Source organism: Planotetraspora sp. GP83 (assembly GCF_041262585.1).
GTDB lineage: Bacteria > Actinomycetota > Actinomycetes > Streptosporangiales > Streptosporangiaceae > JAOEGB01.
In genome coordinates, this window is the sequence record NZ_JBGCBZ010000003.1 from 233,943 (window position 1) to 246,171 (window position 12,229).

A 12,229-nucleotide genomic window follows, 5' to 3' on the forward strand; every position below is an offset into this window, starting at 1 on the left:
GTCATCGCCTCGGGCGGCCACCCAGGCCAAGCCAGCTTAGAGCCCTGGCGGCCGGTCCGGGTCCACGGGCGGCCAGGGCCTCGGCCGCGCCGGGCTCCCGTTTGGCGAACGACAACAACATGCCAAGCGCCGCGAGGGTCGGCAACAGCGCCGATCCTCCGTACGACACCAGGGGCAGCGGGATGCCGGTGATCGGGAAGACGCCGATGACGGCGCCGATGTTGACGATCGCCTGCCCGGCGATCCACGCGACCGCGGCGGCGGACGACAGCCGGATGAACGGGTCGTTGACCCGGGAGGCGATACGCAGCCCGGCGTACCCGAACAGGCCGAACAGCGCCACGACGACGAGGGTGCCCATCAGGCCCAGCTCCTCGCCCAGGATCGAGAAGATGAAGTCGCTCTCCGCGTGGGGCACCCAGTTCCACTTCTGGCGGCTGCTGCCCAGGCCCAGGCCGAACCAGCCGCCCGAGCCCATCGCGATCTGCCCCTGCGCCGCCTGGAAGCCGGAGGTCTGCGCGTTCTTCCAGGGATCCCAGTAGTCCGCCAGGCGGGCCAGCCGGTACGGCTCAACCATGATCATGATGACCGTGGCCAGCAGGAGCACCAGGAGGATCCCCCCGAACAGCCGCACCGGCGCGCCGACCACCCACAGGAGCGCCAGGAAGATCAGCATGAGCACGATGGTGGTGCCGAGGTCACGGCCCAGCATGACCAGGACGGCGATGAGCGCCGTGCCCGGCATCAGCGGGATCAGCAGGTGCCGCCACTCGATCCGGCCGTTGCGCGCCCTTCTGGCGAGGAGGTCGGCGCCCCACAGGACCAGGCCGAGCTTGGCCGGCTCCGAGGGCTGGAAGGAGAACGGCCCGATCGCGATCCACCGCTGGGCGCCCAGCAGCTCCTGGCCGATGAAGATGACCATCAGCAGGCCGAGGATCGAGATCCCCATCAGGGGATATCCGGCGAGCCGGAAGAACCGCTGCGGCATCCGGGAGCAGACCCACATCAGTGGGAGGCCGATGGCGACCGACATCGACTGCTTGAGGAACCAGTAGAACGGGTTGCCGGTCTTCTGCAGCGCCTCGATGCTGGAGGCGGACAGCACCATCATCAGGCCGAGGGTCAGCAGCAGGGCGCTGCACCCGAGCACCAGGTAGTACGACGTCAGCGGGCGGCCCAGCAGCTCGCGGAGCGCCCCGAGGCGAGTGGGCGCGCGCTCCTCCGCCTGCAGCGTGGTCACCGCTCCGCCAGGCGGTGTACGGCTCGCGCGAAGGCCTCCCCACGCGCTCCATAACTGGCGAACATGTCCAGCGACGCTCCGGCGGGGGCCAGCAGCACGGTGTCCCCCGGGGAGGCCAGCCGGGCGGCTTCGGTGACGACACGGTCCATTACCCCAGTGTCTTGCCCCGGGAGGTCCACCACCGGGACATCCGGGGCGTGTCGCGCCAGAGCCTCGCGGATTCGCTCGCGGTCGGCCCCCAGAACCACCGCTCCCCGCAGGCGCGGCGCGGCCTGCCGTACGAGGTCGCCGACGTCGGCGCCCTTGAGCTGACCGCCCGCGACCCACACGATCGACGGGTAGGCGGCGAGGGAGGCCGCGGCGGCGTGCGGGTTGGTCGCCTTGGAGTCGTCCACGTAGTCGACGCCGCCGACCGTCGCCACGTGGGCGATCCGGTGCGGGTCGGGGACGAACTCCGCGAGGCCGCGCCGTACCGCGTCCGCGGGCACGCCGTAGGCGCGGGCGAGCGCCGCGGCGGCGAGCGCGTTGGCCACGTTGTGCGGCGCGAACGGCCGGACGTCGGCCAGGCAGGCCAGCTCCTCCGCCTCGTTGGCCGGGTCGGGCACGAAGGCCCGGTCCACCAGGAGGTCCTCGACGAGGCCGAGCTGTCCCGGGCGCGGCGAGCCCAGCGTGAAGCCGACCCTGCGGCCTCCGTCCGCGTACGGCTCGGCCAGCCTGGTGGACCACTCGTCGTCGGCGTTGTAGACGACCACGCCGGCGTTCTCGAAGATCCGGGCCTTGGCCGCGGCGTAGTCCTCGAACGAGCCGTGCCAGTCGATGTGGTCGGGCGCGACGTTCAGCACCGCCGCCGCGAGGGGGGCGAGGCTGGACGACCAGTGGAGCTGGAAGCTCGACAGCTCCACGGCCAGCACGTCGTACGGCTCGCGGACCGCCTCGACGATCGGGACGCCGACGTTGCCCACGGCGATGGCCCGTTTCCCGGCCGCCGTGAGGATGGAGGTCAGCATCCGCACGGCGGTGGTCTTGCCGTTCGTGCCGGTGAGGGTGAGCCATGGGGCGGCGGAGCCGTCCGACGCGCGGAGGTGCCAGGCCAGCTCGACCTCGCCGATCACCGGGATGCCCGCGCGGGCTGCGGCGACCAGCAGCGGATGGTCGGGCCGCCACCCCGGCGAAGTGATGACGAGCGAGGTCCCCTCGGGGAGGACCGGCTCGCCGAAGCGCACCTCGATCCCGGACGCGGCCAGTTCGGCGGCGACGGCGCGCTGCCGCTCGCCGCCGCCCGACTCAAGGACGATGACCCGCTCGCCGCTTCCGGCGAGCCCACGGGCGGCGGCCGTGCCGGAGACCCCGAGCCCGGCGACGACGACGCTCACTGCTTGGGCATCCATTCCAGGTAGAACAGGCCGAGACCGGCGGCGACGCAGAGCGCGGCGATCAGCCAGAAGCGGACGACGATGGTGGTCTCGGCCCAGCCCGACAGCTCGAAGTGGTGCTGCAGCGGGGCCATCCGGAAGACCCGTTTCCTGGTCATCTTGAAGAAGCCGACCTGGATGATCACCGACATCGTGATGATGGTGAACAGGCCGCCCAGGATGACCAGCAGGAGCTGAGTGCGGGTGGTGATCGCCAGGCCCGCGATGACGCCGCCGAGCGCGAGCGAGCCCGTGTCACCCATGAAGATCTTGGCGGGCGGGGCGTTCCACCACAGGAAGCCGAGGGTCGCCCCGAGCACCGCCGCGGCGACCACGGCCAGGTCGAGCGGGTCGCGCACCGAGTAGCAGTTGGGCCCGAGCGCGGCCGTGCAGCTGTTGCGGAGCTGCCAGTTGCCGATCAGCACGTACGCCGCGAGGACGAGGCAGGTCGCCCCCGACGCCAGGCCGTCGAGGCCGTCGGTCAGGTTCACCGCGTTGGAGAAGCCGACGATGATGAACAGCACCCAGATCGTGAAGCCCAACAGGCCGATGGGCGGCCCGAAGTCGCGCAGGAAGGACAGGCTCTTCTCGGCCGGCGTGAGGTCGTAGCCGTTCGGGAACTGGACGGCCAGCACCGCGAAGATCGCTCCGACGACGAGCTGGCCGCCCGCCTTGGCGCCGCTGCGCAGGCCGAGGCTGCGCTGCTTGTAGATCTTGATGAAGTCGTCGAGGAAGCCGACCAGGCCGAGCCCGGTCATGAGGAACAGCACCAGCAGCCCGGACGCCGTGGGCGTGTCCCCGGACGACGACAGCATGCTCGTCAGGTGGGCCGTGAAGTATCCGATGAGCGCCGCGATCACGATCACGGTGCCGCCCATCGTGGGCGTGCCCTTCTTGTCGTAGTGCCCGGACGGGCCCTCCTCGCGGATGTTCTGGCCGTATCCGCGGCGCGCGAACAGGCGGATCGCGAGCGGCGTGCCGACCATCGAGAGCAGCAGCGACACCGCGGCCGCGATGAGGATGTTCCTCACCGGGCGTCACCTCCGAGGATCGCCTCGGCGACCCGCTCGAGTCCGGCCGCGCGCGGCCCCTTCACCAGCACCACGTCGCCGGGCGTCAGCCGGGCGGACAGCTCCGCCGTGGCGGCGGCCACGTCGGGGACGTGCAGCGCGCCGGGGGCGCCGGCCAGGACCGGCCCGGCGTCCTCGCCCACGACGATCAGCGTCTCCAGCCCGGCGCCCGCGGCGAGCCGCCCGACGCCCTCGTTGAGCTCGGCGCTGCGGTCGCCCAGCTCGCGCAGCGCCGCGATCACGGCGAAGCGCCGCCTGCCCTCGCCGATCCTCGCGAGGCTCGCCAAGGCGGCCCGCATCGAGTCGGGGTTGGCGTTGTACGCGTCGTTGATCACGGTGACGCCGTCGGCCCGGTCGGTGACCTCCATGCGCCAGCGGCTGCGCGGCTCGGCCTCCGACAGCTCCTGGGCGATCGTCGCGACCGGCAGGCCCAGCTCGTAGGCCGCGGCCGCCGCGGCGAGCGCGTTCTCGACCGCGTGCGCGCCGTGGAGGCGGAGCCGCACGGGGGCCGCGCCGGAAGGCGTGCGCAGCGTGAACGACGCCCGGCCGCGCTCGTCGAGCGTCTCGTCCGAAGCCCGGACGTGCGCCCCGGGCGACCGCCCGAAGTAGGTCACCCTCGCGCCGGTGCGGCCGGCCATCGCCTTGACGAGAGGGTCGTCGATGTTGAGCACGGCCACGCCGTCCTCCGGCAGCGCCTCGACCAGCTCGCCCTTGGCCTGGGCGATCGCCTCCTTGCCGCCGAAGACGCCGAGGTGCGCGGTGCCCACGTTGAGCACCACCCCGATGCGCGGCGGGGCGATCCGGGCCAGGTAGGCGATGTGGCCGACGTTCCTCGCGCTGAGCTCCAGGACCATGAACCGGGTGGCCTCGTCGGCCTTGAGGACGGTCAGCGGATGGCCGATCTCGTTGTTGTACGACCCGACCGGCGCGACCGTGGGGCCGATCCGCGCGGCGAGCCTCGCCAGCAGGTCCTTGGTCGTGGTCTTGCCGGCGGAGCCGGTCACCCCCACGACGGTCACGGCGGGCAGCTCGGACACGACGGCCGTGGCGAGACCGGCCAGGGCGGCCAGCACGTCGCCCACGATGACCGCGGGCGCCTCGACCGGGCGGGAGGCGAGGACGGCGGTCGCCCCCGCCGCGCAGGCCTGCCCGGCGAAGTCGTGCCCGTCGGCGCGCTCGCCCTTGATCGCCACGAACAGCGATCCCGGCTCGGCGGCCCGCGAGTCGATCACGACGGGGCCGCGGACCACGGCCCGGGGGTCGGCCATACCGGTCAGGGCACCGGAGGTGATCTCGGCGAGCCGCGCCAGCGGCAACGGGATCATGCGTCTTTCCTGCTCTCTTCCGTTCGTCTTCTCGAAACGGCGTCCCCGGCGACCTGGCGGTCGTCGAACGGGATGACCGCGCCCCCGACGTACTGGCCCTGCTCGTGTCCCTTGCCGGCCACAACTACCACATCTCCGGGCGCGGCACCGGAGATCGCCAGATCGATGGCGGCGGCGCGGTCGGGCTCCACGACGACGTGGGCCCGCTCGCTCTGGGGAACCGTCAGCGCGCCTTCAAGCATGGCGGCCAGGATGGCGAGCGGATCCTCGGTGCGGGGGTTGTCGCTGGTGAGAATCGCCACGTCGGCGAGCCGGGCGGCCGCCGCGCCCATCATGGGCCGCTTGCCCCGGTCACGGTCGCCACCGCAGCCGAGCACGATCGTCAGCCGTCCCCGTCGCCCCGCCGGCGCGTCACCGTCGTCGAGCACGGCCCGCAGCGAGGTCAGGACCGACTCGACGGCGCCGGGCTTGTGGGCGTAGTCCACGATCACCTGGTAGCCGTCGGTCCCCGGCACGCGCTCCATTCGGCCGGGCACCCCGGTGAACGTGGCGATGCCGTTCACCGCGGTCTGGAGGGGGATCCCGGTCTCCACCAGCGCGACGAGCGCGCCGAGGGTGTTGGCCACGTTGAACGGGCCGGGAAGGGCGACCGCGGCGTCGGCCTCGACCCCGCCGGGACCGACGACGCGGAAGGCGCTGCCGCCGGCGCCGAGCCGCACGTCCTCCGCCCGCCACTCGGCCTCCGGAGACCCGGCGGCGGAGAACGTCGTGATTGGGATCTTGGCGATGCCGGTCAGCTCACGGCCATGGGGGTCGTCGATGTTGACGACGCCGAGCCGCGAGAACTCGGGGGTGAACAGCCTGGCCTTGGCGGCGAAGTAGTCGTCGAGGTCGCGGTGGAAGTCCAGATGGTCCTGCGACAGATTCGTGAATATCGCGACATCGTAGAAGATCCCGTCCACGCGGCCGAGGGCCAGGGCGTGGCTGGAGACCTCCATCGCGGCGGCCGTGACGCCCTGCTCCCGCATCAGCGCGAACAGGCCCTGAAGGTCGTTCGCCTCCGGGGTGGTCAGCTCGGGGACGAACCGCACGTCGCCCGCCCGGATCTCCACGCCGCCGACCAGGCCGGTGCGGTGGCCCGCCGCCCGCAGCCCCGCCTCCAGGAGGAACGTCGAGGTGGACTTTCCACTGGTCCCCGTCACGCCGATGACCGTGATGCCGTCCGCGGGCCTGCCGTACACCCAGGCGGCGACCTGCCCGAGCAGGGCCCGCGGGTCGGGCACGACTAGCACGGGCAGCCCCGTGGCCGTCGCGCGCTCGCGCCCCTCCTCGTCGGTGAGGATCGCCACCGCCCCCGCCGCCAGCGCGTCCCCGGAGAACTCCGCGCCGTGGGCGGCCTTGCCGGGCAGCGCCACGTAGAGGTCGCCGCGCCGGATCCGGCGCGAGTCGATGCTGAGGCCCGTCACGGCGCCGCGGGCCGCCCTGGCCCCGGGTGCGGAGGACGTGCCGAGAAGCGCCGCGAGGCCGGACAGCGGACGGGTGGGAGCGGCAGAAGGACGCACGGCGAGAGCGTACCGTCCCTCGTCACTCATCGGTGCGAAGGACGACATCCGGCGCCTTCGTCCCGGTCGGCGGGATCTTCCTGCTCTTCAACGCGAACGTCATGACGTCCTTGAACACGGGGGCGGACACCATGCCGCCGAAATGGCCGTTCTTGGGATCCTGGATGACGGCCAGCGCCATGAGCCGGGGCGCGTCCGCCGGGGTGAACCCCACGAACGTCGCCGTGTAGCCGCAGTATCCCTTGCATTTCTCGTCGTACCGCATGGCGGTGCCGGTCTTGCCCGCGACCCGGTAGCCGGGGATCGCCGCGGCGGCGCCGGTGCCGTCGTGCCCGACCGCGGCCTCCAGCATGCCGGCGATCTGCTGCGCGGTGCGCTGGCTGATGACCCTGGTCTGCTTGGGCGCCGCGGCCGGGACGAACCGGCCGTGCTCGTCCGTGGTGCCCGCGACGATCGAGGGGGTCACCCGCACTCCCCCGTTGGCGATCGTCTGGTAGACGCTGGCCATCTGGAGCGCGGTCACCGAGATGCCCTGGCCGTACGCGATGGTGCAGCGCTGGCTGCCGGACCAGTTCTCCCAGCGCGGCAGCAGCCCGGCCTCCTCGCCGGGCAGGCTCGCGCCGCTCTTCACGCCGAAGCCGAAGGAACGGAACATGTCGTACAGCCGCTGGCTGCTGACCTTCTCCGCCGCCATGATCGTGCCGACGTTGCTGGACTCGGCGATGACACCGGTGAACGTGAGGTTCTCGGGCCCGTGCGGGTGGGCGTCCTTGAGCTCCCGGTCGGCGCACTGGGTGTGGTCGGGCACCCGGAAGACGGTGTCCGGGGTGACCGCGCCCGACTCGATGGCCGCGGCGGCCGTGATGACCTTGTTGGTGCTGCCCGGCTCGAAGATCTCCGACACGGCCCGGTTGCCCCAGTCCTCCTCCGGCGTGGTCTCCCAGTCGTTGAGGTCGACCTCGGGCGAGTTGGCCATGGCGACGATCTGCCCGGTCCTGATGTCCATCACGATGACGCTGCCGCTGCGCGCCCTGGCCGCCCGCACCTGCCGCTCGATCGCCTCCTGCGCGGCCCACTGGATGTCCCGGTCGATCGTCAGCCGCACGTCGCGGCCGGACACCGGGGCCTGGCGGCTGCTGCTCGTCATGGGGATGCGCTGGCCGTCCCTGCCGATCTCGATGCTCTGCTTGCCGTCCTGCCCGGCGAGCACCTTGTCGTAGGCCCGCTCGATCCCCGTCAGGCCGTGCCCCTCGAAGCCGACGAAGCCGATGAGGCCGCCCGCGAGCGTGTCACCGGGGTACTCCCGGCGGTAGGTCGGCCTGGAGCCCACTCCCTTGAACCGGAAGCTCATGATCTTCTTGGCGCGCAGCGGCTCGATGTCCCGCGCGGCCACGATGTACCGCTGGGTGGTCTTGGCCAGCTTGGCCGCGATCTCCTCCTTGGGGCGGTTCAGCTCCACGGCCAGGGTGGAGGCGATCAGGTCCCGCTGGGCGGGGGTGACGTCCGCCGGGTCCAGGTAGATCTCCCGGGCGTCGGCGGTGACGGCCAGCTCGTGCCCGGCCACGTCCCTGATCGACCCGCGCCGCGCGGGCAGCGTCTCCGGCTGCACGCGCTGCTGGGCCGCCTTGGCCTGGAGCACCTTCGAGTCCAGCCCCTGGAGCTGGACGAGGCGCCCGGCGAACAGCGACAGCACGAACGCCATCACGGCGAGCCCCGCGTTCAGCCGCCGCGCCGGGTTGCCCAGCCGCAGCACGGCCGGCGGGCGCGGGGGCGGCGGCGGACCCGGAGGGCGCACGGCCGCGGGCCCGCGCCCACGCGGCCTGCCAGGCGGAGGCGTACGGCCGGGCGGGACGGAGTCGGGGCGCGGCCGGCGGCGTGGCTCATCCGCCGCCGATGGCCGCTCCGGACGTGGCGGGCCGGCGGGGCGGGTGGGCCTTCCCTGCGACCCGGGGGATCCCGGGGATCCGGGGGATCCGGGGGATCCGGGGGATCCCGGTGCTCTCCTGCCGCCGCCCGGCCCCTGGCCGCCTCGCCCGCTGGGACCGCCGCGGCCGGGGCCCGGGCTCCGGCCGCTGTCTCTCACCGGTCCGTGCCCTCCTCCTGAGGCTCACCCGCGCTCGCGGCGGTGGCGGCGGACGGGTGGGGGTTGACGAACTCCGGCGACGACGGATCCTCCCGGAGGCCGTACCTCCTGGCCGACTCATCGACCGCGTTCGGCTGGTCCCACACGCGGAGCCGGCCCTCCAGGTCCGCGGCCTGCTCGCGGAGCTGGTCGGTGCTCGACCGGAGGTCGCTGACCTTGAAGGAGTCCTGGGCGAGCACCGTGTTCAGAAGGAGCAGGGTCACCAGGCCGCCGGACATCAGCCCGACGACGAGCAACACGAACGGGGCCCTCGGCGGCCGCCGGAGGGCCTGCCGCACCGACCCGCCGCGCGGCCTCGGCCGTACGGAGGCATCCGGAGTGACGGTCTCGCCGGCTCGTGCGGGCGCGGTCACTGTGCCCGGGACGCGGCCCCGCGGCGCGCGGCCGGGCGGACGGCCGGGCGCGGCGGGAGCCCGCCGGGTCGTCGTCCTGGTCTCCTGCTCTGTCGTCCTCATCCCTGGCGGATCCTCTCTGCCGCCCGCAAACGGGCCGAGGCCGCCCGCGGGTTGCGGGCCACCTCGTCTTCGTCCGGGAGCTCGGCTCCCCTCGTCAGTAGGCGGAACCGGGGCTGATGAGCCTCCAGCGGGACGGGGAGGCCGGGGGGGCCGGTGTCCCTGGTTCGCGCCGCGAGGACCTGCTTGGTGAGCCGGTCCTCCAAAGAGTGGTAGGCGAGCACGACCACTCGCCCCCCGAGCGTCAGCGCGTCGAGGGCCGCGGGCAGCGCGCGCTCAAGCGCGGTCAGCTCCTCGTTCACCTCGATGCGCAACGCTTGGAACGTTCTCTTGGCGGGGTTGCCCCCGGTTCGCCTCGTCGCGGCGGGGATGGCCGCCCGCACGAGATCGGCAAGCCGTTTGGTGCTGGTGATGGGGTCTTTGACGCGTTCTTTGGCGATGAGGTTCGCCACACGTCCCGCGAACCGCTCTTCGCCGTAGTCTCGCAGGATGCGGGTCAGCTCCGCGACGGAATATGTGTTCACCACGCGCTCGGCGGTGAGCTCCTGCTCGCGGTCCATCCGCATGTCGAGAGGGGCGTCGTAGGAGTACGCGAAGCCGCGCTCCGCCTCGTCGAGCTGAGGGGAGGAGACGCCGAGGTCGAAGAGCGCGCCGTTGACGCGCGGACGCCCGATGTCCGCCAGGACATCGGGAAGCTCGTCGGAGACGGCCCGCACGATCGTCACCCGCTCCGCGTAGGGGGCGAGCCGTTCGGTGGACCGCTCGATGGCGGTGGGGTCGCGGTCGATGCCGACGAGATGCAGCGGCGGGTGGGCGGCGAGAAGCGCCTCGGCGTGCCCGCCGAGGCCGAGGTTGGCGTCGACGACGACCGGATCCGGCCCGGCCAGCGCGGGACCGAGCAACTCCAGCACGCGATCGAGCATGACCGGAACGTGACCGCCCGGTTGCCCCAAGTCTTGCGACAACGCTTTCCAACCCCCAACTGGCCGCTTCGAAGCTCGCGGATGCGCGGCTGCCGCCGGTGATTACCCTATGGATCCCCACCCATGCCGGCCTCTTCGGGAGGCCGACCCGTCCGGCCAGGTCCCCATCCGCGCCGCTGCCGCGGCATCTGACACCGGGGAAGGTGCATCAGTTGCCGCATGGGAGCGGGTGGAGACCTCGCCGAACGTCACCGACGGGTCTATCGATCACAGGATTCCTGGCAGCACCTCCTCCGACAGATCGGAGAACGCCTGCTCCTGGGCGGCCAGGTAGGTGTCCCATGCCTGGGCGTCCCAGATCTCCAGCCGGGTGTTGGCCCCGATGACCACGCAGTCACGTTCCAGCCCCGCGTACTGCCTGAGGCTCGGGGGAATCGTGATGCGCCCCTGCTTGTCCGGCGTCTCGTCGGACGCGCTGGCGAAGAAGACGCGGCTGTAATCGCGGACCGCCTTGGCGGTCACCGGCGCCGTGCGCAGGGCCTCGGTTATGCGCTGGAACTCCTCTACGGGGAAGACGTAGAGGCAGCGCTCCTGGCCTTTGGTGATCACAAGACCCTCCGCCAGCTCCTCGCGATACTTCGCCGGCAGGAACAGCCGTCCTTTGTCATCAAGGCGCGGCTGGTGGGTGCCGAGGAACACCGGACCCACCTCCCGTGCCTTGCGGAGCGCTCAGCGCTGTAGCCCCTGCCCTCCACTGCGCACCACCATACTCCACTTCTCCCCACCGTCAACTGATCCAAGCCGTGTCGGCATCGATTTTCGGCGGCGTTTCCGCAGGTCAGTGATGGTGGAGCAAAGTGGAGCGCCCTGGCGGCCCCTCCCTCGCCCTTGGGCGTGTCGGAGAAAAGCGCGGGGAGTTTGTCACGGGATTCGCACGAACGCGCTACCTGACTGCGAACACGCCTTACAACACTGTGGGCAGTTCGGCCTGCCTGATTACGGACATAGTCGCCCGGGAAACCCCGGGAGTCATAGGGTCGGTACACAGAATGGAAAAAGCACCGTTTAACGCCCCATTCTCGGGGACGCACCTCATGGAGGCCTGGTGGCAGCAACCCCCGACGTCACCGATGCTGGAAGCCGGCTCGAAGAGCTGGTGGAAACCGCCCACCGGATCCGCCACGCGATCGAGTCCGTGATCGAGGGCAAGAGCGACGTGGTCCGCCTCACGATCACCGTTCTTCTGGCGGAAGGCCACCTCCTCATCGAGGACGTGCCCGGGGTCGGCAAGACGATGCTGGCCAAGGCGTTGGCGCGCTCCATCGACTGCCCGGTCAGGCGCGTGCAGTTCACCCCCGACCTGCTGCCGAGCGACATCACCGGAGTCAGCGCGTACAACCAGCAGACCAGGGAGTTCGAGTTCAAGCCGGGGCCGGTCTTCGCGAACATCGTCGTCGGCGACGAGATCAACCGGGCCTCGCCCAAGACGCAGTCCGCCCTCCTGGAGTGCATGGAGGAGCACCAGGTCACCGTCGACGGCGTGACCTACCGGCTGGAGTCGCCCTTCATGGTGATCGCGACCCAGAACCCGATCGAGATGGAGGGGACCTATCCCCTGCCGGAGGCGCAGCGCGACCGGTTCACCGCGAAGATCGCGATGGGCTACCCCGAGCCGGCCGCCGAGCTGGAGATGCTCGACGTGCACGGCGCCTCGCAGCCGCTGGACAAGCTGGAGCCGGTGGCCACCACGGCCGAGGTTCACGCGCTGATCCAGGCCGTCCGCGCGGTCTACGTCTCCCAGCCGGTGAAGAGGTACGCGATCGACCTGGTCGCCGCGACGCGGCACTCCTCCGACCTGCGGCTCGGCGCGTCCCCGCGCGCCACCCTGCACCTGGTGAGGAGCGCCCGGGCGCACGCCGCGCTCTCGGGCCGCGACTACGTCATCCCGGACGACCTGCAGGACCTGGCCGTCCCGGTCCTCGCGCACCGGCTGCTGCCGAGCATGGAGGCCCAGGGCCAGCGCCGCCACCCCGAGCAGGTGATCGCCGAGCTCGTCCGCCGCATCCCGGTGCCGGACGCCAAGTGACGCGCCGAAGGACGCG

The 12,229-nt window shown here is 71.9% G+C and carries 10 protein-coding genes; 1 reads left to right on the top strand and 9 read right to left on the bottom strand.

The features are described 5' to 3' along the window. Position 1: 1 nt before the first annotated feature. The 9 genes from ftsW to mraZ form a co-directional block, all read right to left on the bottom strand. Positions 2-1,240 carry a putative lipid II flippase FtsW gene (gene ftsW, locus ABH927_RS05910; RefSeq protein ID WP_370018764.1) on the bottom strand — a complete coding sequence of 413 codons (1,239 nt, stop codon included), beginning with the start codon at positions 1,238-1,240 and terminating at the stop codon, positions 2-4. Beyond that, positions 1,237-2,628, bottom strand: a complete 1,392-nt coding sequence (murD, locus tag ABH927_RS05915; RefSeq protein WP_370018766.1) for a UDP-N-acetylmuramoyl-L-alanine--D-glutamate ligase — start codon at positions 2,626-2,628, stop codon at positions 1,237-1,239. Before murD ends, ftsW begins: the two co-directional genes overlap by 4 nt. Next, positions 2,610-3,683, bottom strand: coding sequence for a phospho-N-acetylmuramoyl-pentapeptide-transferase (gene mraY, locus ABH927_RS05920; RefSeq protein ID WP_370018767.1), 1,074 nt, complete (start codon positions 3,681-3,683; stop codon positions 2,610-2,612). The genes murD and mraY overlap by 19 nt, the downstream gene beginning before the upstream one ends. Then, positions 3,680-5,047 (bottom strand): UDP-N-acetylmuramoyl-tripeptide--D-alanyl-D-alanine ligase, encoded by a 1,368-nt coding sequence (gene murF / locus ABH927_RS05925; protein ID WP_370018769.1) that lies wholly within the window; start codon positions 5,045-5,047, stop codon positions 3,680-3,682. The genes mraY and murF overlap by 4 nt, the downstream gene beginning before the upstream one ends. Then, a complete protein-coding gene (locus ABH927_RS05930) occupies positions 5,044-6,609 on the bottom strand; it encodes a UDP-N-acetylmuramoyl-L-alanyl-D-glutamate--2,6-diaminopimelate ligase (RefSeq protein ID WP_370018771.1) in 1,566 nt (521 codons plus the stop codon). Before ABH927_RS05930 ends, murF begins: the two co-directional genes overlap by 4 nt. A gap of 22 nt (positions 6,610-6,631) precedes the next feature. Continuing rightward, positions 6,632-8,404, bottom strand: coding sequence for a peptidoglycan D,D-transpeptidase FtsI family protein (locus ABH927_RS05935; RefSeq protein ID WP_370018773.1), 1,773 nt, complete (start codon positions 8,402-8,404; stop codon positions 6,632-6,634). Positions 8,405-8,688: 284 nt separating this feature from the next. Beyond that, the gene (locus ABH927_RS05940) at positions 8,689-9,207 is read right to left on the bottom strand and encodes a hypothetical protein (protein ID WP_370018775.1); all 519 of its coding nucleotides are present in this window, start codon (positions 9,205-9,207) and stop codon (positions 8,689-8,691) included. After that, positions 9,204-10,127, bottom strand: a complete 924-nt coding sequence (gene rsmH / locus ABH927_RS05945; RefSeq protein ID WP_370018777.1) for a 16S rRNA (cytosine(1402)-N(4))-methyltransferase RsmH — start codon at positions 10,125-10,127, stop codon at positions 9,204-9,206. Before rsmH ends, ABH927_RS05940 begins: the two co-directional genes overlap by 4 nt. Positions 10,128-10,394: 267 nt before the next feature. Next, positions 10,395-10,826, bottom strand: a complete 432-nt coding sequence (gene mraZ / locus ABH927_RS05950; protein WP_203880566.1) for a division/cell wall cluster transcriptional repressor MraZ — start codon at positions 10,824-10,826, stop codon at positions 10,395-10,397. 406 nt (positions 10,827-11,232) lie between these two features. On the opposite strand from mraZ, the gene ABH927_RS05955 reads away from it, so the two are divergent. Then, positions 11,233-12,213 carry an AAA family ATPase gene (locus ABH927_RS05955; RefSeq protein WP_370018780.1) on the top strand — a complete coding sequence of 327 codons (981 nt, stop codon included), beginning with the start codon at positions 11,233-11,235 and terminating at the stop codon, positions 12,211-12,213. Positions 12,214-12,229: the final 16 nt, after the last annotated feature.

What these genes read in the sequence shown, in the direction of transcription:
- rsmH (WP_370018777.1), bottom strand. Translation starts at nt 10,127, where the DNA reads ATGCTCGATCGCGTGCTGGAGTTGCTCGGTCCCGCGCTGGCCGGGCCG.
- murF (WP_370018769.1), bottom strand. Translation starts at nt 5,047, where the DNA reads ATGATCCCGTTGCCGCTGGCGCGGCTCGCCGAGATCACCTCCGGTGCC.
- murD (WP_370018766.1), bottom strand. Translation starts at nt 2,628, where the DNA reads ATGGATGCCCAAGCAGTGAGCGTCGTCGTCGCCGGGCTCGGGGTCTCC.
- ABH927_RS05940 (WP_370018775.1), bottom strand. Translation starts at nt 9,207, where the DNA reads ATGAGGACGACAGAGCAGGAGACCAGGACGACGACCCGGCGGGCTCCC.